Genomic DNA, 22,310 nt, shown 5'->3' on the forward strand with positions numbered 1-22,310 from the left:
AATTCGACGATGGCTTGAACACGATGAAGCTGCTGACGCAGCGTTTTGAGGCACTGCACTTGACGGTAGTGGGTGCCCATCAACAACCAGGAAAGCCACCAAAGATGGATTGGGTCCCGATAGTCTTCATTGTGTTCAAGGTGGCCGTGTTCGGCACTGGCATGTTCTTTGCCATCAAGTGGCATTACGACCAGGGGAAGAAGGAAAAAGAAGAAGCCAGCAGATCACAAATGCCGACTGAACGCTCGCCGGGCACGCTGGAGTAGGCGGCTGATGACCCGTGATGGTCTGGGCTGCACGACCCAACTAGGTACAAATCACCCAAACTCAGGTTACAGCCTTGCCAAGGCTATCGTTTAGCGGGACCTCAGCGCTGTGTGCCGATTGGCAATCGATGGCGTGAATTGAGCCACTGCGGACGTAAGGAAAGACTCGCGGTAAAGCAGGTATTTCTGGGGCGGCTGCATCAGGCTGGCAGCTGTCATTCGAGTAACCCAACCATACGACCGCATTCAAGCGCAGAGCTGAACCTCATTGCGGTCAATGCCATCTCGTATCTTCACGCCAAATCCAAATAGCGTTTAACGGGCTCCTACCACCACTGAAACGCGTTGGACGTCATAGAGGCAGACGTCGTCTGCAACTGCCCTCGCAGGTGAAAAAAGTGCGAGGTTGATTCCGTCGCTGACTGAGCTCCGGTAGATAACCCCGTCATACCCAATCTTCTTGATAAATTCGCAAAGATACTGGCTGGGCAGGTAGTCGATAGCTGCACTCCTTGGGAGAACAGGTCTTGTCAGCTCGCTTCCAAGTCTTTCTAGAAATGGAACGTCGGCGCGCATACGACCAACTTCGCTCGCATCCTGCAATAGAAACGGAGACACCAACCCACGGGGGTTACGAAGGTCTACTGCCGTGATGTTCCCTTCAAGATTGAACCGAGCGACAGAAGCAATTTCACCCGTGTGCGGCCTAATTTCCGCGATCGCCGTGTCAGGCGCTGAGCCCAAGTACAAATATGGAATCCCAGAGGGATTCGCTCTACCGTGGCTTGCAAGCTCTCGCGGGGGAGCGCCCATTTGATCAATGGTGAAGCCTGCCTCAGAAGTGGTGATTCGCGCGCGATACCAAGCATGCGGAAGTTCGCTTGTCGTCAAGTGAGACAACAGAACGCTGAGGCGATCTTTGTCCAGGGCCTCATCGAGAAAGTACCTGTTCTTGAACATAAGCTCGTCTCTCAGCGTAGTCCACGCCGCCAGCCCTTCCGATTTGAAAGCTTGGGACGGAGAAAAGAGTCTACGCACAATGTCCCCATCGTCCAGCACTTCCGCAAGAAGGCTCTTCGCATTGGCAAGGTCGAGCTTCGGAAAGAGGCTCCAATCCTCCTTCAACCATTCCACCAACAACTTTCCATCTGGATCCGGCTCATAGATGCTAGTGAGCATCTCGAACTCCGCTGCCAAGGTCCCAGGTTCGACTAGATCGACATCAGCCGTTTTGCAAAAGTCGCATTGGCCACGAACGTTTGTACGAGACGGGATGACGCTCCGACGCAGACCATGGTCACCAAAACACTCCGCGCCGCAGTACGAAGGCATGGAATCTAGCGAAGGTAAGTAGCGATCGTTTCGATGTGATGCTTCATCGAAAGTTTTTTCACGACGCCGAGGCCCGGGAAGTGGCCTTTGTCGTGTAGCTCTAGAAGCTCCTGAATCGCGGAAGTATCGTACAGATTGGAAGTGCCGCTGCTGTATTTATCGACTAGCTTTTCCAATGCCTGTCCAAACTTGCCGGCGGGATCGGTTGGCGTATCTCGTGTTGTTGAGACGAAGTGGTAGATGTACATTGCATCATCCTTCTTTGGCTCGATGAACGTTAGATGGATTGCAACGGCATACGCTGGTCCACCACCTTCCGAATAATCGTCTCCGACGGTAAGGAAGTCGCCGAAGCCATTCATGCCTTCGTCTGGGTAGGTCACATGAAGATCAGAGAATTCCTCTAACGGCGGGTGGTCTGCGTTCTTCCTTTTGCGGAAACCATCGCGAATCAGAACTCGAAAGCAACCGTCGTAATGCCGACGGTAAAGCTTGCCGCAATGCGCTTCGACGAAAGCGTGTCGGGTCTGTGGCAAATTTTCTCCAAGCAATTCCGCGAACGCACGTGCCTCCGTAAACCCCGCATGTATGAACATAGGCTGATGGACCAAGTGTTTCTGATAACAAGCGAGCGCGTCTGCTGGCGTCATGTTTGCCCGAAGCAGAATACCGGCTGATACGCCTGGCTTGTCCAGATACTCTTCCGTAAGCAGGTCCGTGATTTCTTTGCCATCCTCAGAATGGTCCCCATGCAACGGATTGACTATCACGATAGCCTTTCCATGCACCTTACAGATTTCAGTTAAGGTCTTGTGGAGACCGTTGAGAGTTTCCCGGACAGGCTCAATGATCGGGCAGAAGTTTGACTGGGCTAGGACGATTGCACTTTCTCGAATGGCGATTAGTTCGAATTGCTTGCCACGGAAATAGGGGTAATACATCAGAAAGCCCACTCCATTGCTTGGTGTGTTGGTGTACTCAGAGTTGTCAGCAATCGCTGATGATCTTTGAGGCGCAGCCTTGTGGACAACGCTGCCGTCTTCAATGAGTGTGGAAGTTGATCAACGAAATCACTAAGAGAGGCAAGACTACGAGTGTCTTTCAGCACGCGGACCATTTCTGCATGGACGAACTGAGGCGGTAACAATACAAATTGCTGCTTTAGGGCTTCGCGAATTTTTGTATTAGGCAAGTCGGGAATTGTTGCTCCCCAACTTTCCAAGATCATCATTGCCTCAGTCAATCGCAGTGAGTCAAAAATCGTAGTTGGGCAAACAGCGTCCGCGCGGTCAACGGCCTCGCGAACAGTGTTCACCCTGTTCCAACGCGCCAGACACATAACGCCGACATCAACATCTGTCAGTTCAAGCACTTGGTCAATGAACGGCTCGGCGACGACGACGTAAACCTTGGCGAACACTTTCCGATAGTTTTGCACCTGATTTTCAAGCCGACTCAAGGTGTCACGCTCAGATTTGATTTCGTAGACTGTCGAAGTACCGTTGAGGATCGCCACGTCAGCCTTGCACAAACCAGCACGAAATTCCGTAAGAAGACTCGCTGTGCCTAACGAATGACGACCAAGCAGGATGTTGTGCGTTAGCGCAGACTTGTAAACGTATTCATCCCGCCCTCCAGCTTTTCTCAAAGCTGCAAAAGCGGATTCAAAACATGCGCCTACTGTCCCGGCTGCTAGTTGCGTGTCCATCAATCCGCTGTCTGCCAGTAGACGCGCAAAGAGTGGCGAACGCCCCTTTTCCGCGAGCTCTCGGAGCACAGTTGACGAAAAAAGTCGGGAGATAGCGGAGAGATTTTTGGCGGCCGTCGTCATAGCATGAGGCCTCGTCGCCTGAGAAGATCTGCGACGTAACGAGGGCGTCTGGAACAAGCGCCAGTCACGTACCCAGGCCATTTCATAACCCGTTCTCTGGTCAACTTAAACTCCGTTTTTCTGACTTGCACCAAACTGAACTTCATATCTTTCTCCAGACGGTAGGTTCAATCAAGTGCGGCCGAATTCGCGCGGGATAGACTGGCCCTCACAGCATTGTCATTGTATTGGAGCAGTCGTAATACGGGCCCCTTTCTTATCCAAGCTGTAGGCCAGTCGGGTCGATGAATTGCTGCCGCATCGCTGGTTGCCGCCACTATCGCGGGGTTAGTCCGCTGGGGATAAGGACTATCGCTTTTCAATTGTTGCAGAAGCAGGCGCCAACGTATCGGATGACTGCAAACGGTACAAAGCCGCTAACGAATCTGCGCGAATCGCTTCTCACTAGTGTGTAACTCGGGTCGAAAAGTCTGGAGCCTTCGGGGCCGCACGAAGCAACGCTCTCGTTCACCCATTTGCCCAAAGAAAAGAGCCCGGCACACGCCGGGCTCTTCACTTTCAATCCCCTATCACTTGCAGCTGAAACTGCTTGCGCTCTCCACATCCCCCGTGCCGTTGTAGCGTGCCACCTTGGGGTACACGCACAGCGGACGGGTGCGGTTGGCAGACCAGCTGGCGGGCAGCTCGGTGTTGACCACATTGGCACCTGCGCCGCGCACTTTCGCCGTCACACTGTCGGGGGCCTTGCCTTGTTCCACCCAGGCGACCAGCGGGGCCAGCATGTCGAACTGGTCGGTGGCGGGGCCGCCGGAGCAGTGGTTCATGCCGGGCACCAGGAACAGGCGGGCAAAGGCGTCGGCCTTGCCGCTGTGGTTGGCCTGCAGGCGGTCCATCCAGTTGGCGGTGTCCATGGGCGAGAACACGCCGTCGGCCACGCCGTGGAAGACGATCATCTTGGCGCCCCGGTTCTTCAGGGCGCTCAGGTCGGCTTCGTTGGGCGGGGTCATGTACGACCAGGGTGACTCGGCGTATTGCGCGGTGGTGGCGAACATCTTGGGGTAGTCCGTCTCCATGCTGAAGTTCAGCGCGTACTGCATGCCGGGGATGGCGGTGAACGCTGCCACGGTGGATGGGGGTGAGGTGAAGATGAAGGCCACCGCACCGGCGTCACGCGTGGCGGGCGAGCCAAAGTGCCACGACGCAAAGTTGGCGCCCGCAACGCCGGGGTCGAACCAGGTGCCGGTGTACAGCGCTTCGCCCTTGCTGTTCTTGGGGCCGGCAAAGATGCTGGCCAGCACGCCCTTTTGCTCGCTGGTGATGCAGCTGCCGTCGCGTGCGCCGGTGCAGGTGGGCACGTCGGTCTGCAGGTTGAAGGCGGCCTGGCAGGCGGCCACGTCGTTGACCTGGCCGTCGGCCACGCCGTCCAGCGCGTCACACTTGGCGACGATCTTGCTGCTGATGAGCTTGAACTCGGCTGGGCTCACGGCGGTGGTCAGGTCGGGCAGCCCGGTGGTGGCGTCTTTGGTGGACACCTTGGCGTATTGCTGGGCCTTCCACAGTTGCGTGGTGGCGGCCTTGGGCAGGTGAAAGCCGGGGTTGCCCGCCAGGATGCCGTCGTACTGCTCGGCATAGCGCGATGCGCCCACCATGGCGTGGCGGCCGCCGTTGGAGCAGCCGGCCAGGTACGAGCGGTCGGGCGCCTTGCCGTAGGCGCTCTTGATGAGGTTCTTGGCCATGGGGGTGAGGGTGCCCACGGCCTGGTAGCCGTAGTCCAGCCGCGCCTGCGGGTCCACACCAAAGAAGGGGGTGGGTGCGCCATGGCCTGCGTCAGAGCTGAGCACTGCAAAGCCTTGCACCAGGCCGGGTGCCACGGGTGCGGCGCCGCTGACCGAGCCCAGCGCGGTGACCACGCTACCGTCCAGGCCGCCGTTGGCCTGGTGCAGAAAGCGGCCGTTCCACTCCACGGGCAGGCGCATTTCAAAACCAATGGCGTAGCTGGCGCCGTCCACGGGGCCGGTGCGCTCTTTCATCTTGCCTTTGACGAGGCAGTGCGCGGGCGCCTGGGTGGTCACGCCCTGCAGCGTCAGCGGGCCGGCGGGCACTTGCTCGGCCGAGGTGATGCGCGTGTCGGGCAACGCCAGGCTGCTGGCCAGCGTGGCGCACGACTGCAGTGTGGCGGGGGTGGCCGCGGAGAGCTGGGGCAGGGCGGCATCGGACGAGCCGCCGCAGCCCATGAGCAAGGCGGCGGCTGCGGCCGAGAGTGCCAGGGGGTGGTGGGCACGCATCCGGTTTCTTCTCATCTTCAAGCGCATGGTGTTGTCTCCAGTGGTTTTTTTGAGGCGTTAGAACCTGTTCAAAACCTTTTCGGGGTCGCACAAGTACCTTGCCGGGATGGGATGCAAGGCGCGGTACGCAGTTGATAGCTCGGCTATCAACAAGCGCCGCAACGCCGCAGACCGCCCGGCAAGGCACTTGCCCGAAGGGTTGGAGTGAAATCGGGCGATTGGAAGCCCCGGCTGCTTGCATGGGCACGAGCCCATGCAGCGCATCCGAAGCATCCACTCATCCCGATTGCACTCCAATGCGATCCCCTAAAAGGTTCTGAACAGGTTCTCTAGAACCCGCAACGTGGCCTCAACACGCTGTGGGAGGGAGATGGATGAAGCTTGTGTTTTGCTACTGAATCAGGAGCTGCTAGTGCATATGAATCATGCGCTTGCGGCCTCCTGGGGTCTGAATTCAAACGCCTGGGCAATGCGCTGGCGCAGGATGGTGGTGCGCAGGTCGAATTCGGGCAGCACCCACTGGGCGAAGGCCTGGGCGGGTGTGGTCCAGCGGTCTGTGGCGGCCGTGGATTGGTCCGCGCGGTGGGGGCGGGCGGGGCCGATCTGGGCCCAAGCCCATTCCAGCAGCACCAGCGCCACGGCGCGCAGGTAGTCGTCGGCCGCCCAGTAGGGCAGTTCGGGGTCGGACTGGGCGGCAATCGCCAGGGTCTGCGTGATCTCCACCAGGGCATGGCGGCGAGCGCTGGCGGCGGCGCTGGGGGCTGCGCCGGGCAGTGTGGTCAGCAGCGTTGCCAGGCCCTGGCCACCATCGGCCAGCACCTTGCGCACCAGCAGGTCGATGGCCTGGATCTCGTTGGTGCCCTCGTAGATCATGGCCACGCGCGCGTCGCGCACGATCTGCTCGATGCCCCATTCACGCACATAGCCGTGGCCGCCAAACACCTGTAGGCAGGCGCTGGCGCCGTGAAAGGCCTGGTCGGTGAGTGCAGCCTTGAGCACGGGCGTGACCAGCGCGCACCAGCGCTGCGCGGCGGCGCGTTCACCCGCGTCGGTGCTGTGTTTGGCCACATCGAGTTGCAGGGCCGTGTGGTAGGCCAGCACGCGGCCGCCGTCGATCCAGGCGCGCTGTGTGTGCAGGATGCGGCGGATGGCGGGGTGGTCTTGAATGAGGCTGGTGTCCTTGGCGCCGGGCGCGCGCATCTGGCGGCGCTCTGCGGCGTAGGCGCTGGCCTTTTGCCACGCGGCCTCCAGCAGGCCAATGCCTTGCAGGCCCACGTGCAAGCGGGCAGCGTTCATCATCACGAACATGGCGTTCAGGCCCTTGTTGGGCTCGCCCACCAGCCAGCCGGTGGCGTCGTCAAAGCGCATCACGCAGGTGGGGCTGCCGTGCAGGCCCATTTTTTCTTCGATGCGCTCGCAGACCACGGCGTTGCGTGTTCCATCCTGAAGCACCTTGGGCACCAGGAACAGCGACAGGCCCTTGGGCCCCGCCGGTGCGTCTGGCAGGCGCGCCAGCACCAGGTGCACGATGTTGTCCGTCAGATCGTGTTCGCCGCCGGAGATAAAAATCTTGCTGCCGTTCACCCGCGCGCTGCCGTCGGGCTGGGGCACACCGCGTGTGCGCACCATTCCCAGGTCGCTACCTGCGTGGGCTTCGGTCAGGCACATGGTGGCCAGCCATTCGCCGGTGGCGACCTTCTCCAGGTACTGCGCCTTCAGGGCATCGCTGGCGTGGTGCTTGATGCACTCGTATGCGCCGTGCAGCAGGCCGGGCGCCATGGTCCAGCCGTGGTTGGCGCCGGCCAGCCATTCAAACAGCACACACTCCAGCACCGCAGGCAGGCCCTGGCCGCCATCGTCGGGCGCGCAAGACAGCGACGGCCAGCCCGCCTGCCAGAAGGCCTGGTACGCATCGCGAAAACCTGCGGGGGTGTGCACGCGTCCACCGTCAAAGCGGCAGCCTTCTTCGTCGCCGCTGCGCTGCAGCGGGGCGATGGCGCTGTCCACAAACTTGGCCGCCTTGTCGAGCACCTGGGCCGCCAGGTCGCCGTCGGTATCCGCAAACGGCGCCAGGCCCTGCCAGCGCGTGGGCGCCTTCAGCACGGTGGTCAGCAGGTGCTGGATGTCGGCAAGGGTCTGGCGGGCTTGCATGGTGTGCTCTCTTATTGGTAGCTGTCTGCGCTGATTGAATGGGCGCTAGCGGCTGATTTCTTGTATTTTTTGCCATGCGGCAGCCCGGACTGGGGGCAGTCCGGAACTGCGGCGCAGGAGGGATCAGGACTCTGCGGTGAAGCCGATCTTCTTGATCAGCGGACCCCAGCTGTCGTACTCGGCCTTTTGCCAGCGGGCCTGTTCTTCAGGGGTGGAGCCATGGGGCATCAGGCCCACGATGGCCAGGCTGTCGATGACCGACTTTTCCTTCAGCGCAGCGTTGATGGCGGCGTTGGCAGCAGCAATCACCGGCTTGGGCGTGGCGGCCGGGGCGTAGAAGCCAAACCATTCTTCGGTGGTCAGCTCAGGAAAGCCTTGTTCGGCAAACGTGGGCACATCCGGCACGTAGATGGAGCGCTTGGGGCCCGAGGTGGCCAGGATGCGCAGCTTGCCGGCCTTGTAGTTGGCGATGAAGTCACCATGTGGCGTGACCATGGCCGCCACCTGACCGCCCACCACGTCCGTCACGCCAGGGATGGAGCCACGGTAGGGCACGTGACGCAGGTCCACACCGCTGTTGATGCCCAGCAGCGCACCCAGGAAGTGGGGCGTGGAGCCCGCGCCGGGCGAGCCGTAGCTGGCGTCCTTGGGGTTGGCCTTGGCCCAGGCCAGGAAGTCCTTCACGTTCTTCACGCTGGCGGGCACCATGGGGCCCACGGCCAGGCCGTGGTGCATGATGGCTGCGATCGACACGGGCGCGAAGTCCTTGTCGGTGTAGTTCATCTTGCTGTAGATGTGCGGGTAGTTGGCCAGGGCCGACACCTGTGCCACGGCCAGCACCGAGCCGTCCGCGGGCGCAGCTTTGAGCGTCTCCAGCGCAATGCGGCCGCCCGCGCCGGGCTTGTTTTCCACCACGCCAGGGTTCTTGCTGAACGCGCTGCCAGCCCACTTCTCGGCCACGCGGCGGGCCACGGTGTCGCCCGAGCTGCCGGCGGGGAAGCCGAAGTACACCTTCACCTGGTCCACCTGGGCATGGGCGGCAAAGGGGTGGAAGGCGCCCAGCGCGGCGCTGGCGCCAAGGGCCTGAACAAATTGACGGCGGGTGGTGGTCATGCTGATGTCTCCTGGTGTGTGTCTGACGGAAATCTCGGGGGTCAAGCTGGAGCGCTTTCGCGCCCTCTTGTTATTTACTGATGTGTGGCGCTGATCGTTTACCGGGGCGCCATGCGCAGGGCGCCATCCAGGCGAATGACTTCGCCGTTCAGGTGGCCGTTGGTCACGATATGGCAAGCCAGCTCGGCAAACTCTTCGGGTTTGCCCAGGCGTGGCGGGAAGGGGATGCTGGCCGCCAGCGACTGCTGCACGGCCTCGGGCAGCTCTTTCATCAGCGGCGTGGCAAACAGGCCGGGCGCCACGGTGCACACGCGGATGGCGTGCTGCGCCAGGTCGCGCGCCATGGGCAGCGTCATGCCGGCCAGACCCGCCTTGGAGGCGCTGTAGGCCTGCTGGCCCACCTGGCCATCAAAGGCGGCGACGGATGCGGTGAACATCATCACGCCGCGCTCGCCGTTGTCCAGCACGGGCAGCTTGCTGCAGGCGGCGGCAAACAGGCGGCTCACGTTGTAGCTGCCGATGAGGTTGATGTTGATGACGCGCACAAAGTCTTCGAGCGGGGCGGCGCTGCCGTCGCGTTGCACCACGCGCTTGGCGCTGCCAATGCCGGCCACGTTCATGAGGATGCGGGCGGGGCCGTGGGCGGCGGCAGCCTTCTCCAGCGCGGCGGTCACGCTGGCGGCGTCGGTGATGTCGCAGGGGCACGCTACGCCGCCAATGTCGGCGGCGACCTTTTCGGCCAGCTCGGCATTGCGGTCGAGCACGGCTACCTTGGCGCCCAGGCGGGCCAGTTCGCGTGCGGTGGCCTCGCCGAGGCCCGATGCGCCGCCGGTCACGAGGGCGGCTTGTCCTTGAATCTGCATGGTGGGTCTGTCCTGTTCGGGGTGGGGTTCAGGCGCCGGGCTTGAGGATGCCCGGTGCCGTGTCGTCGTGCAAGGCCGCGACGAGCGCATCGCGGTGCTTGAGCACGGCACGCTGGTTGACGGAGCCCTTGTCGGTGATTTCGCCCTTGTCGATGGAGGGCGGCTCGGCCATCAGCAGCGCACGGGCCACGCGGCTGGCGCTGCCGGTGGCTTCCCGGGCCAGCCCGTCCAGCACCGCCTCGATGCGCTGGCGCACGGCGGGGTGGGCCACCACGTCGGCCCAGGGGACGTCCGGGCCCAGACCGGCGACTTCGCGGCAGGCGGGGGAAGGGAACAGCAGGGCGCCGACTTCCTTCATGTTCAGGCCGGTGAGCACCACGTCCTGGATGTAGGGGGCGCCCGCCACGATGATCTTGGCGCGCATGGGGCCCACGCTCACGAAGGTGCCGGTGGAGAGCTTGAAGTCCTCGGCAATGCGGCCGTCAAACGCCAGGCCACGGTGGATGTTGTTCTCGTCGATCCACTTCACGGCGTCGCCGGTGCACAGGTAGCCTTCGTCGTCAAACGCATCGCGCGTTGCGGCGTCGGAGCGCCAGTAGCCGGGCGTGACGTTGGGGCCGCGGTAGCGCACCTCGGTCTTGCCGTCCACCTCCACCAGCTTGAGCACCATGCCGGGCACGGGCGCGCCGATGTGGCCCGAGCGCACGTCGGGGCTGTTGCAGAACATGGCCGAGGGGGCGGATTCGGTCATGCCCAGGCCCGTGCACATCACGATGCGCTCGCCAATGGCGGCCTCTTGCGTGGCGTGCAGGCTGTCCCACACGGGCTGGGCCAGGCCGGCGCCCGAGTAAAAGAACAGGCGCACGCGCGACAGCAGGTTGGCGCGCAGCTGGGCGTCGGTCTTCATGGCCTCGGCAATCATTTCAAAGCCGGTGGGCACGTTGAAGTACACCGTGGGTGCGATCTCGCGCAGGTTGCGCAGGGTCTCGCCAATCAGTGCGGCCGTCGGCTTGCCGTCGTCGATGTACAGCGTGCCGCCATGCATCATCGTGAGGCCGAAGTTGTGGTTGCTGCCGAAGGTGTGGTTCCACGGCAGCCAGTCCACCAGCACAGGCGGGGCCTCGGCCAGCACCGGCAGCGACAGCGAGATCTGCTGCAGGTTGGCGCACCACATGCGCTGGGTGTTGATGACTGGCTTGGGCATCTTGGTGGAGCCGCTGGTGAACAGGAACTTCACGATGGTGCCGGGGCCGGTGGAGTGCATGGCCGCGTCCACCGCCGGAGTGGCGGTGGTGTGGCGCAGGCTCTGGAAGGTGCCCGCCTTGCGGCCCTCCAGCGCGCCCTGGGCCAGGATCACTTCGACATCGGCCGCCACGGTGGCTGCGATGGCCTTGCCGTAGCGTGCGCCGTCGGCGGCAAACACCAGGCCGGGGGTGAGGGTGTCGATGACGTGGCGCAGCTTGTCGTAGTCCTGGCTCACGGTGGCATAGGCGGGCGACACGGGGCAGTAGGGAACACCGGCGTAGATGCAGCCCAGCGCCAGCAGGGCGTGCTCGACGGTGTTCTCGCTCAGCACCACCACCGGGCGGTCTGCGTTCAGGCCCCGGTCCAGCAGGGCCTGGCCGATGCTGCGCGCGGCGTCGAGCGCCTGGGCGTAGCTCACATGCTGCCAGTCACCCGTCTTGCCACCGGGCAGCTGTTCGCGGCGTGCCAGAAAGCTGTGGTCGGGCGTGGTCTCCGCCCAGTGCACCAGGTAGTCCGTCACGCGGCGGGCAAAGGCGCCCAGGGGCAGGTCCGCCTGCAGGTAACGCACGCCCGGTGCACCGTCACGCAGGCTGACGCGGGTCACGCCGAAGGTCACGGGGCGGTAGCGGGCCGGGGCGAGGGGGGTGGAGAGGTCGCTCATAGGGGTTCCAGCAGGGGCAAGGGGTGACTGGGGGCGGGCTCAGTCCTTGCGGACCTTGGCGGCGCGGCCTTCCAGGAAGTCGGCGAGGCGGGACTTGGCTTCAGGGGCGCTCTGGGCGATGGCAGCCATCATGGCTTCGGTGAAGAAGCCCTGGTCGGCGGGCTGCTCGGCAATGCGGGGCAGGGCGTGCATCAGCGCGTAGTTGGTCAGCGGCGCGTTCTGCGCCACGCGCACGGCCAGCTCGAAGGCCTTGTCAAAGGCCTGGCCTTCGGGCACGAGGTACTGGGCAAAGCCGACCTTCTCGCCGTCCTGCGCGTTGTAGACGCGGCCGGTGAGCATCATGTCCGTCATGCGCGCAGCGCCGATGAGCTTGGGGATGCGCACCGCGCCGCCGCCGCCCACGAAGATGCCGCGCGAGCCCTCGGGCAGCGCGTAGAAGGTGGATTCGTCGGCCACGCGGATATGGCAGGCGCTGGCCAACTCCAGCCCGCCGCCCACCACGGCGCCATGCAGCGCAGCGATGACCGGCACGGGGCCGTACTGCACACGCTCCAGCGCGGCGTGCCACATGCGCGAGTGGTGCAGGCCCTGGCCGGCGTCGCGTTCTTTGAGCTCCGACAGGTCCAGCCCGGCGCAGAAATGGGGGCCGTCGCCATCGATGACGGCCGCGCGCACGGTGCTGGGCATTTTCTCGAACAGGTCGCGCAGCGCGAGGATCAGGCCGTCGTTCAGCGCGTTGCGCTTGGCCGCACGGGTCAGGCGGATCACGGCCACTTCCTGGTGGTCGCCGCGCAGCTCGAAATGGATGTCTGGATGGGTCATAGAGGCTTTCGTGTTGGTTGAATTGTGGTTATAGTTCATAACCAATTCAAGCAAGCCAAGCCCGTTTTTTATTGGTGTTTACCCTTGATCTGCGTCACGCGCCGTGGCGCATGCTGGGGGTTTGACGCTGCACCGGCGGGCGCCAACCCAGGAGACACGCATGGACCACGCCAATCTGATCGCCATCGACATCCACACCCACGCCGAGGTGAGCTGCTGGAACCCGTTTGACAACTACGGCGAGGAGTACGACCGCGCCGCCGACAAGTACTTCAAGAACGGCCGCCGCCCCACCATTGCCGAGACGGTGGCCTACTACCGCGAGCAGAAGATTGGCCTGGTGATGTTCACCGTGGACGCCGAGTCCAAGATGGGCCGCCGCCGCATCCCCAACGAAGAGATCGCCGAGGCGGCCAAGGCCAACAGCGACATGATGACGGCCTTCGCCAGCATCGACCCCCACAAGGGCAAGATGGGCGCGCGCGAAGCCCGCCGCCTGATCGAGGAGTTCGGCATCAAGGGCTTCAAGTTCCACCCCACGGTGCAGGCCTACCACCCCTACGACAAGATGGCCTGGCCCATCTATGAGGTGATCGCCGAATACGGCATGCCCGCCATCTTTCACACCGGGCACAGCGGCATCGGCAGCGGCATGCGCTGCGGTGGCGGCCTGAGGCTGGAGTACAGCAACCCCATGCACCTGGACGATGTGGCCATCGACTTCCCTGACATGCAGATCGTCATGGCCCACCCCAGCTTTCCGTGGCAGGACGAGGCGCTGTCGGTCGCCACGCACAAGCCCAATGTGTGGATCGACCTGTCGGGCTGGAGCCCCAAGTATTTTCCGAAGCAGCTGGTGCAGTACGCCAACACGCTGCTGAAGGACCGCGTGCTGTTCGGCAGCGACTACCCGCTGATCACCCCCGAGCGCTGGATGAAGGACTTCCAGGAAGCGGGCTTCAAGCCCGAGGTGATGCCCGGCATCCTGAAGGGCAACGCCGTGCGCTTGCTGGGGCTGGACAAGGCCCCGGCAGCGCCGGCCGCCTGATACGCACCCAGGCCTCTTGTGGCCGGCTGAGCGGCCGCTGGATCAGTCGTAGACTTTTTGCAGCAGCCGGATCAGCGTCTTGCGCTCGGCCGCCGTCAGGCGGTTGGTGGCGTCTTCTTCCAGTTGCGCGGCCGTCTGCTCGGCCTGCGCCGTCAGTTCCACCCCGGCGGGCGTCAGGTGCACGCCCATGGCGCGCCCATCGCTCGGGTGTGGGCGCCGCTCGATCAGGCCGCGCCGTTCCAGCGCCGCAATCAAGCCCACCATGTTGGGCGGCAGCACGCTGAGCGTGGCGCACAACTGGCGCGAGGTGATGCCCGGGTTGTGCGCCACCAGCGACAGCACCGAGAAATCCACCACCTTCAGGTCGTACACGGCCATGCGTTCCATGAACACGGCAATGATGGACAGCGCCGCGCGCCGCGTGTTGTAGCCCACCAGCGTGCGCAAAAAGCCGGTGTCCACGGGCTCGTTGGCGGGGGCTGCGGTGTCTGTGGGGGCGGGGACCGACGGGGATTTCTTGGGGGAGCGGACGCTGGACATGGGGGGAGATTGTGCCGGGCGCCCGGGCCCCTGCGGCCGGTGCGCAGCGCCCGCTGGGTGCTGCGCACCCTCTTTTTGATCAAAATCAGCCGCAGGCGCTAGTGATACATGCGCCAGGTGCTATCAATTTGATATCTGCCTCCGTCAAAGTGCTGATGTGCCTCAAGGGCCGCCAGCGCTACTCACACCGGGCTGCGCAGTACGCGGCGGTATTGCACGGCCTCGGCGACGTGGCTGACCTCGGTGGTCGGCGCGCCCGCCAGGTCGGCGATGGTGCGCGCCACCTTCAGCGCCCGGTGCGTGCTGCGTGCCGACCAGCCCAGGCGCGCGGCAGCGGTGTTGAGGAACTTGGCGGCCGCATCGTCCAGGTGCAGGTGGGTGTCGATGGCCTGCCCCTGCAGCGCCTGGTTGGTGCTGCCCTGGCGCGCGAGCGCCTTGGCGCGGGCCTGCTCCACCCGGGCGCGGATGCTGGCGGTGGACTCGCCCGCAGCCGCTTGCACCAGCTGCTCGGCGGGCAGGGCGGGCACCTCCACATGCAGGTCGATGCGGTCCAGCAGCGGGCCGCTGAGCTTGGCTTGGTAGCGGTGCACCTGGTCGGGCGTGCAGCGGCAGGCGCGCTGCGTGGAGCCCAGAAAGCCGCAGGGGCACGGATTCATCGCCGCGATCATCTGGAACCGGGCCGGAAACTCCGCGCGTTGCGCTGCCCGGGCGATGGTGATGTGGCCAGTCTCCAGCGGCTCGCGCAGGGCCTCCAGTGCGGCTCGGGGGAATTCCGGGAGTTCATCGAGGAAGAGTACGCCCTGGTGAGCCAGCGAGATCTCGCCCGGCCGGGGTGGCGAGCCACCGCCCACCAGCGCCACCGCGCTGGCCGTGTGGTGGGGCTGGCCGGTGGGGCGCACGCCAAAAGCCTCGGGCCGAAAGCGCCCTGCCAGGCTGGCAATGGCGGCGCTCTCCAGCGCTTCGTCCACCGTCATCGCGGGCAGCAGCCCGGCAAAACGCTGCGCCAGCATCGACTTGCCCGAGCCAGGTGGCCCGGCCATCAGCACGCTGTGGCCGCCAGCCGCTGCAATCTCCAGTGCGCGCTTGGCGCCCGCCTGGCCCTTCACGTCGGCCATGTCGGGCCCGGTGGTGCTGGCGGTGAGCGCGGTGGCCTGCAGGCGGGTCCAGCCGTCGTTGGCCACGTCGGCATCGCCACCGGCCGTGCTGCCCGGTGGCAGGAATGCCCGCACCACATCCAGCAGGTGACGCGCACGCACCACGCGCGCGGCGGGCACCAGGGCGGCCTCTTCGGCGCTGCCGGGCGGCAGCACCAGCTGGGCGTCAATCTGCTGGGTCTGCAGGGCCAGGCTGGTGGCCAGCGCGCCGCGCACGGCGCGCAGCTCGCCGGACAGCGAAAGCTCGCCTGCAAACTCGTAGCCTGCCAGTCGGCTGGCGTCCACCTGACCGCTGGCGGCGAGGATGCCCAGCGCAATCGGCAGATCGAAGCGGCCCGAATCCTTGGGCAGGTCGGCGGGGGCAAGGTTGACGGTGATGCGCTTGTTCGACGGGAACTCCAGCCCCGCGTTCTGCAGCGCGGAGCGCACGCGTTCGCGGGCTTCTTTCACCTCCACCTCGGCCAGCCCGACCAGCGTGAAGCTGGGCAAACCGTTGGCCAGATGCACTTCGACGGTGACTGCAGGCGCCTGCAGCCCCAGAAGGGCGCGGCTTTGCACCAAAGCAAGACTCATGAAGCGATTTCTCCCCAGATGGGTGCGTTTTGTGGTTTTTTAGCGCGGCCTGTTGGGTGTCTGCACCAGTTGGGTGCAACATGCCGGACGCGGTCACCGCCACTGTACTGGGGATTGTTGTAACGCAACGCAACCGTGCAGCGCGCCGTGCACCTTGGTGTGGCACGGTCCGTGCTTAAAGCGCTTGTCCCTACTTTGTCCAACCGGAGGAAACATGACCCGCGCCATCATCAAGACCCTGGGCGTTGCCCTTGTTGCAACCCTTCCCATGCTGGCCAGCGCCCAGCTCACTGCCAACGTCAGCCTGACCACGAACTACAAGTTCCGTGGCCAGGACCAGGACACGTCCAAGGTCAAGGCCGTCAAGCCCGCACTGCAAGGCGGCTTTGACTACACCTTCGGCGAAACCGGCTTCTACGTGGGCAACTGGAACTCCAGCGTCAACTGGCTGTCCGGCAACTCGCTCGAATCCGACATCTACGGCGGCTACAAGTTCAAGGCCGGTGACGTGGACCTGGACGTGGGCCTGCTGACCTACATCTACCCCGGCAACAGCGCGGGCAACACCACCGAAGTCTATGGCGCTGCCACCTTCGGCCCCGTGACGGCCAAGTACTCGCACACCCTGTCCAAGGACTACTTTGCCTACGCAGGTCCTGGCATGAAGGGCCGCAACACCGGCTACCTGAACCTGGCGTTTGCCACAGGAAGTGGCCCCCAGCACCACGCTGAAGGCGTCGGTCGGCTTCACCCGCTTTGGTGGTGACATCACGGCCCCCAACTTCATGGACTACAGCCTGGGCGGTTCGTACGACTTCGGCGGCGGCGTTTCCCTCGGCGCTGCCGTGGTTGGCGCCACCAAGAAGGCCTTCTACGGCCCGGTCAACAAGTCGCGCGTGATCGTCACGCTCACCAAAACCCTGTAAGTCTCAATGGGCGCCGGTGGCGCCCATTCCGGAGGAACTGAAAATGAAAATGGTGACAGCCATCATCAAGCCCTTCAAGCTCGACGAAGTGCGCGAAGCGCTCTCCGACATCGGCGTGCAAGGCATCACGGTGACCGAAGTCAAGGGCTTTGGCCGCCAAAAGGGCCACACCGAGCTGTACCGCGGTGCAGAGTACGTGGTGGACTTTCTTCCCAAGGTCAAGATCGAGGCCGCCGTGGCCGACGACCTGGTGGACCGCGTGATCGAGTCCATCGAGACCGCAGCGCGCACCGGCAAGATCGGTGACGGCAAGATTTTCGTGACCCACCTGGAGCAGGTGGTGCGCATCCGCACTGGCGAAACCGGCAAGGAAGCCCTGTAAGGGCGAGGCCGCATCCCATCCAAGAAGAGAAACGCCATGAAAAAACTGCTTGCTTCCTTCATTCTGGGGCTGAGTCTGCTATCCGGCGGATCGGCTGTCCTCGCCCAGGCGCCCGCCACGGCAGAGGCCTCGGCACCCGCTGCGGCTGCACCAGCGGCTGAAGCCCCTGCCGCAGCGGCTGCACCGGCTGCTGCTGCCGCCGCTGCGCCTGCAGCGCCCGCCGCAGAAGCGCCTGCTCCCGTCCCCAACAAGGGTGACACCGCGTGGATGATGACTTCCACCATCCTCGTGATCCTGATGGTCCTGCCCGGCCTGGCGCTGTTCTACGGCGGCCTGGTGCGCAGCAAGAACATGCTGTCCGTGCTGATGCAGGTGATGGTCACGTTCTCGCTGATCGTGGTGCTGTGGTTCATCTACGGCTACAGCCTGGCCTTCACCGAAGGCGGTGCCTTCATCGGTGGTTTCGACCGGCTGTTCATGAAGGGCATCTGGGACAACGCCGCAGGCACGTTTGCCAACGCGGCCACGTTCAGCAAGGGTGTCGTGATTCCGGAAGTGGTGTTTGCCGCCTTCCAGGCCACGTTCGCCGGCATCACCTGCGCCCTGATCGTCGGTGCGTTCGCAGAGCGCATCAAGTTCAGCGCCGTCATGCTGTTCATGGTCCTGTGGTTCACGTTCAGCTACCTGCCGATCGCCCACATGGTGTGGTTCTGGATGGGTCCTGATGCCTACGCCTCCAAGGAAGTGGCCGACGCCATGACCAGCAAGGCCGGCCAGATCTGGCAGTGGGGTGCTCTGGACTTCGCTGGCGGTACCGTGGTGCACATCAACGCCGCTGTGGCGGGCCTGGTGGGTGCGTTCATGGTGGGCAAGCGCATTGGTTACGGCAAGGAAGCCATGGCGCCTCACAGCCTGACGCTGACCATGGTCGGTGCCTCGCTGCTGTGGGTGGGCTGGTTCGGCTTCAACGCCGGCTCTGCCCTGGAAGCCAACGGTTTTGCAGCCCTGGCCTTCATCAACACGCTGGTGGCTACCGCTGCTGCCGTGCTGGCATGGTGCATGGGTGAAGCGCTGATGCGCGGCAAGGCTTCGATGCTGGGTGCAGCGTCGGGTGCTGTGGCGGGCCTGGTGGCCATCACGCCGGCTGCCGGCAACGTCGGTATCGGCGGTGCGCTGGTCATCGGTCTGGTGGGTGGTTTTGCCTGCCTGTGGGGTGTCAACGGCCTCAAGAAGCTGCTGGGTGCAGACGACTCGCTCGATGTGTTCGGCGTGCACGGCATCGGCGGTATCGTGGGTGCGCTGCTGACCGGCGTGTTCAACTCCCCCAGCCTGGGTGGCCCCGGCTTCGTGGCGGACTGGGTGACGGCGACCGGCGTGACGGCTGCTGACTACTCCATCGCTGCCCAGGTGTGGACACAGGCCAAGGCCGTGCTGCTGACCATCGTGTGGTCGGGCGTGGTGTCCTTCGTGGCCTACAAGGTAGTTGACCTGACGGTGGGCCTGCGTGTCTCGGAAGAAGACGAACGCGAAGGTCTGGACATCACCTCGCACGGCGAAACGGCGTACAACCGCTGATCGCTCTGCGCCCTACGCGCTGCGGTGTCTGGTGGCACCGTGGCGTCGCAATAAGAACAAGCGAGTTACTCCTCTGGTTACTTCAGCCCGCCGACCACCGGCGGGCTTTTTTCGTACCGGTGGGTGACGCGTGTGGGACTGGCGCGCCAGGGGGCCAAAGGCCCCATGGCATCCGCCAGTCCTTTGCACGTCCGCTGTTCAAAAAATTCACGCCTCCTGCATGCCGTGCGGCGGACCGCTGCCGCTACGATGCACGGATGGACTTCTCCCTCGCCCCGATCACTGAGCGCGTGCGCGCTGCCGCCGCCGACCAGACCCCGTTGCGCATCCGTGGCGGGGGCACCAAGGACTTCCATGGCCTGGCGCTGCACGGCGAGGTGCTGGACACCCGGGTGCTGCGCGGCATCGTGAGCTACGAGCCCAGCGAGCTGGTCGTCACCGTGCGGGCCGGCACCCCGCTGGCCGAGCTGGAGGCCGCGCTCGCCGAGCAGGGCCAGTGCCTGCCTTTTGAACCCCCGCATTTCGCCAAGCCCCCTTCGGGCGCTGCCACCGTTGGCGGCATGGTGGCGGCCGGCCTGTCGGGCCCGGCGCGCGCCAGCGTGGGGGCGGTGCGTGACTATCTGTTGGGCGTGACCCTGCTCAACGGCAAGGCCGAGTTGCTGACCTTCGGCGGCCAGGTCATGAAGAACGTGGCGGGCTATGACGTGGCGCGCCTCATGGCCGGTGCCTGGGGCACGCTGGGCCTGCTGACCGAAGTGAGCCTCAAGGTGCTGCCCGTGGCACCCGGCGAGGCCACACTCCGGTTCGAGGGCATCAACCAGGCCGATGCGTTGCGCAAGCTGCACGCCTGGGGCGGCCAGCCGCTACCCCTCAACGCCAGCTGTTGGGTGCAGGATCAGGGCGTGGGCACGCTCTATGTGCGCCTGCGCGGCGCCGTGGCGGCAGTGGAGGCCGCGTGCAAAACCATGGGTGGCACGCGCATGGACAACGCCACCGTGGCCGCTGACTGGACCGCCTGCCGCGAGCAGACCCTGCCGTGGTTCGCCGACCGGGTCACGCGCCCCGACCTCGCCCTGTGGCGCCTGTCGGTGCCCGCCACCGCGCCGGTGCTGGCTTTGCCCGGCGGCGTGCAGCCCCTGGTGGAATGGCATGGGGCGTTGCGCTGGGTGCAGGCCCCCGAGTCCACCGGAGACGCGCTGCGCGAAGCCGCCCGGGCGGTGGGTGGGAGTGCTTCTCTTTTTGTAGCTGCCGAGGCAAATAAATCCGGCGCCAGCGGTGCTTTTGACTTGCAATCCAAGGCGCTGGAGCAAATCCACGCCCGCCTCAAGCACAGCTTTGACCCTGCCGGCATCTTCAACCCCGGCCGCATGGCGCGGGCCTGGTAGGCAAGCCAACCCCCCCCCTCACAGCCACCACCGCCACCCTGGCCATGCGACGCCTTTTTCACCTCACCGGACACCACCGCACGGTTGCGAGCAACCAGGTGCTGGGCCTGCTGCTGGCGTTCAACGCCGGGGCGGTGAACGCCGGGGGGTTTCTGGTGGTGCACCTCTACACCTCGCACATGACGGGTTTCCTGTCGTCGCTGGCCGACAACCTGGTGCTGGGGCAGATGAAGCTGGTGCTGGGCGCCGTGGGCGCGCTCTGGGCCTTCATGTCGGGGGCGGGCACCACGGCCATCATGGTCAACTGGGCGCGCCAGCGCAGGCTGCGCAGCACCTACGCGCTGCCGCTGCTGCTGGAGTCCGTGCTGATGCTGCTGTTTGGCCTGGTGGGCGCCATCACCCTCAGCTGGCCCACGCCTTTTGCGGTGCCACTCACGGTGCTGCTGCTGTCCTTCATCATGGGCCTGCAGAACGCCACAGTGACCAAGATGTCCTCGTCCCAGATCCGCACCACCCACATGACGGGCGTGGTGACCGACCTGGGCATCGAGATGGGCAAGATGCTCTACTGGAACCGCACAGGCACTGCGCCCGAATCGCAGGTGCGTGCCAACCAGGCCCGGCTGCGGCTGTTTGCCGGGCTGGTGGGCATGTTTCTGGTGGGCGGCATTGCGGGAGCTGCGGGCTTCAAGCATGTGGGCTTTGTGTTTGTGGTGCCGCTGGCGCTGGTGCTGCTGGCCCTGTCGCTGCCCCCGCTGTGGGCCGACCGTGCCCGGCTGCGCCAGCCCTGGCGCAAGGCGCTGGCGCTGCAGACGCCGCACGATCCGCCGCTGGACCCGCCGACAGCGCGCTGAACCGGCCCCTCTTTTTTGTTCCTTCGCCCAGGCATGCCCGATGCAAACCCAGCTCTCCCCTGAATACCGCGCCCGCGCCGATGGCCTGGAGGCCGAATCCATCCTGCGCAAATGTGTGCACTGCGGCTTTTGCACCGCCACCTGCCCCACCTACCAGCTGCTGGGTGACGAGCTGGACGGCCCGCGCGGCCGCATCTACCTCATCAAGCAGGTGCTCGAAGGCGCCGAGCCCACGCGCAAGACCCAGATGCACCTGGACCGGTGCCTCACCTGCCGCAACTGCGAAAGCACCTGCCCGAGCGGCGTGCAATACGGCCACCTGGTGGACATCGGTCGCAAGATCGTCGATGAAAAAGTGCCCCGCCCCGTGGGCGAAAGAGCCCTGCGTTGGGCGTTGAAGGAGGGCCTGCCTTCGCCGCTGTTCGCCCCTGCCATGAAGGCAGGGCAAATGGTGCGCGGCCTGCTGCCCGAGGCGCTGAAGGCCAAGGTGCCCGCACCACAGGACGCCGGCGCCTGGCCCACGCGTGAACATGCGCGCAAGGTGCTCATGCTGGCGGGCTGCGTGCAACCGGCCATGATGCCGAACATCAACACAGCCACCGCCCGCGTGCTCGACGCGGTAGGCATCCAGACCGTGATCGCATCCAAGACGGGCTGCTGCGGCGCCGTCAAATTCCACCTCAACGACCAGGCTGGCGGCATGGCAGAGATGCGCGCCAACATCGACGCCTGGTGGCCGCTGGTGGCCGCAGGTGGGGTCGAGGCCATCGTCATGAACGCCTCGGGCTGCGGCGTCACCGTCAAGGAATACGGTCACATCCTGAAGGACGACCCACAGTACGCGACCAAGGCCGAACGCATCAGCAGCCTCACGCGCGACCTGTCGGAGCTGCTGCCCGCCATGCTGCCCGAGCTGGCCGCCAAGCTGCAGGGCAGGGTCAACCAGCCGGACACTCTGTACGCCTACCACCCCCCTTGCACGCTCCAGCACGGCCAGAAGCTGCGCGGCGGGGTGGAGGCGCACCTGAACCAGCTGGGCTTCAAACTGCGCACCGCGCGCAACGATGCCCACCTGTGCTGTGGCTCGGCGGGCACCTATTCGGTGCTCAACCCCGACCTGTCCTACCAGCTGCGCGACCGCAAGCTCGGTGTGCTCGGCGAGGCCTTCGGCAACCTGCCGCCCGACATGATCCTGTCGGCCAACATCGGCTGCATCACCCATCTGCAAAGCGGCACGGGGACGCCTGTGCGGCACTGGGTGGAGGTGCTGGACGAGGCGCTATTGGGGCAGTGACCTCGCAGCC

18 protein-coding genes and 1 pseudogene are annotated in these 22,310 nt (G+C 64.6%); 8 read left to right on the forward strand and 11 right to left on the reverse strand.

Annotated features, from left to right (window positions below):
- Nucleotides 1–23: 23 nt before the first annotated feature.
- A complete protein-coding gene (locus N4G42_RS01300; protein WP_260665872.1) occupies nt 24–266 on the forward strand; it encodes a hypothetical protein in 243 nt (80 codons plus the stop codon).
- Between the two features lie 315 nt (nt 267–581).
- Here N4G42_RS01300 and N4G42_RS01305 read toward each other — a convergent pair whose 3' ends face one another.
- The 9 genes from N4G42_RS01305 to N4G42_RS01345 all read right to left on the reverse strand — a co-directional run bounded on the left by N4G42_RS01305 (nt 582) and on the right by N4G42_RS01345 (nt 12,569).
- On the reverse strand, nt 582–1,445 hold the full coding sequence (locus tag N4G42_RS01305; protein WP_260665873.1) for an RES family NAD+ phosphorylase: 864 nt from the start codon (nt 1,443–1,445) through the stop codon (nt 582–584).
- Between the two features lie 158 nt (nt 1,446–1,603).
- Entirely contained in the window at nt 1,604–2,539 is a 936-nt protein-coding gene (locus N4G42_RS01310) for a sce7725 family protein (protein WP_260665874.1), read from the reverse strand.
- Nucleotides 2,539–3,429: a sce7726 family protein gene (locus tag N4G42_RS01315; RefSeq protein ID WP_260665875.1), complete on the reverse strand. Its 891-nt coding sequence runs from the start codon at nt 3,427–3,429 to the stop codon at nt 2,539–2,541. Before N4G42_RS01315 ends, N4G42_RS01310 begins: the two co-directional genes overlap by 1 nt.
- A 569-nt stretch (nt 3,430–3,998) precedes the next feature.
- Nucleotides 3,999–5,714, reverse strand: coding sequence for a tannase/feruloyl esterase family alpha/beta hydrolase (locus N4G42_RS01320; protein ID WP_260665876.1), 1,716 nt, complete (start codon nt 5,712–5,714; stop codon nt 3,999–4,001).
- 423 nt (nt 5,715–6,137) lie between these two features.
- Nucleotides 6,138–7,865, reverse strand: coding sequence for an acyl-CoA dehydrogenase family protein (locus N4G42_RS01325; protein ID WP_260665877.1), 1,728 nt, complete (start codon nt 7,863–7,865; stop codon nt 6,138–6,140).
- Between the two features lie 123 nt (nt 7,866–7,988).
- A complete protein-coding gene (locus N4G42_RS01330) occupies nt 7,989–8,978 on the reverse strand; it encodes a Bug family tripartite tricarboxylate transporter substrate binding protein (protein ID WP_056057208.1) in 990 nt (329 codons plus the stop codon).
- A gap of 98 nt (nt 8,979–9,076) precedes the next feature.
- The gene (locus N4G42_RS01335) at nt 9,077–9,841 is read right to left on the reverse strand and encodes an SDR family NAD(P)-dependent oxidoreductase (RefSeq protein ID WP_099731539.1); all 765 of its coding nucleotides are present in this window, start codon (nt 9,839–9,841) and stop codon (nt 9,077–9,079) included.
- Between the two features lie 28 nt (nt 9,842–9,869).
- Nucleotides 9,870–11,747, reverse strand: a complete 1,878-nt coding sequence (locus N4G42_RS01340) for a feruloyl-CoA synthase (RefSeq protein WP_260665878.1) — start codon at nt 11,745–11,747, stop codon at nt 9,870–9,872.
- A 39-nt stretch (nt 11,748–11,786) separates the two neighbouring features.
- On the reverse strand, nt 11,787–12,569 hold the full coding sequence (locus N4G42_RS01345) for a crotonase/enoyl-CoA hydratase family protein (RefSeq protein ID WP_056057212.1): 783 nt from the start codon (nt 12,567–12,569) through the stop codon (nt 11,787–11,789).
- 160 nt (nt 12,570–12,729) lie between these two features.
- Here N4G42_RS01345 and N4G42_RS01350 point away from each other — a divergent pair, with 160 nt between their 5' ends.
- The gene (locus N4G42_RS01350) at nt 12,730–13,617 is read left to right on the forward strand and encodes an amidohydrolase family protein (protein ID WP_056057215.1); all 888 of its coding nucleotides are present in this window, start codon (nt 12,730–12,732) and stop codon (nt 13,615–13,617) included.
- Nucleotides 13,618–13,659: 42 nt separating this feature from the next.
- Here N4G42_RS01350 and N4G42_RS01355 read toward each other — a convergent pair whose 3' ends face one another.
- Complete coding sequence (locus N4G42_RS01355; RefSeq protein WP_056057218.1) at nt 13,660–14,157, reverse strand: MarR family winged helix-turn-helix transcriptional regulator; 498 nt, start codon at nt 14,155–14,157, stop codon at nt 13,660–13,662.
- Between the two features lie 182 nt (nt 14,158–14,339).
- A complete protein-coding gene (locus N4G42_RS01360) occupies nt 14,340–15,884 on the reverse strand; it encodes a YifB family Mg chelatase-like AAA ATPase (RefSeq protein WP_260665879.1) in 1,545 nt (514 codons plus the stop codon).
- 214 nt (nt 15,885–16,098) lie between these two features.
- On the opposite strand from N4G42_RS01360, the pseudogene N4G42_RS01365 reads away from it, so the two are divergent.
- The 6 genes and pseudogenes from N4G42_RS01365 (at nt 16,099) to glcF (ending at nt 22,300) form a co-directional block, all read left to right on the forward strand.
- Nucleotides 16,099–16,810 (forward strand): annotated as a pseudogene (locus N4G42_RS01365) (TorF family putative porin).
- Between the two features lie 43 nt (nt 16,811–16,853).
- Complete coding sequence (glnK, locus tag N4G42_RS01370; protein WP_015012094.1) at nt 16,854–17,192, forward strand: P-II family nitrogen regulator; 339 nt, start codon at nt 16,854–16,856, stop codon at nt 17,190–17,192.
- A gap of 36 nt (nt 17,193–17,228) precedes the next feature.
- On the forward strand, nt 17,229–18,767 hold the full coding sequence (gene amt, locus N4G42_RS01375; protein ID WP_260665881.1) for an ammonium transporter: 1,539 nt from the start codon (nt 17,229–17,231) through the stop codon (nt 18,765–18,767).
- 257 nt (nt 18,768–19,024) lie between these two features.
- Complete coding sequence (gene glcE, locus N4G42_RS01380) at nt 19,025–20,152, forward strand: glycolate oxidase subunit GlcE (RefSeq protein WP_260665882.1); 1,128 nt, start codon at nt 19,025–19,027, stop codon at nt 20,150–20,152.
- 44 nt (nt 20,153–20,196) lie between these two features.
- The gene (locus tag N4G42_RS01385; protein WP_060987027.1) at nt 20,197–21,006 is read left to right on the forward strand and encodes a YoaK family protein; all 810 of its coding nucleotides are present in this window, start codon (nt 20,197–20,199) and stop codon (nt 21,004–21,006) included.
- A 40-nt stretch (nt 21,007–21,046) separates the two neighbouring features.
- On the forward strand, nt 21,047–22,300 hold the full coding sequence (gene glcF / locus N4G42_RS01390) for a glycolate oxidase subunit GlcF (RefSeq protein ID WP_260665884.1): 1,254 nt from the start codon (nt 21,047–21,049) through the stop codon (nt 22,298–22,300).
- Nucleotides 22,301–22,310 lie beyond the last annotated feature (10 nt).

It is taken from the genome of Acidovorax sp. K2F (assembly GCF_025246485.1).
Classification (GTDB): domain Bacteria; phylum Pseudomonadota; class Gammaproteobacteria; order Burkholderiales; family Burkholderiaceae_C; genus Acidovorax; species Acidovorax delafieldii.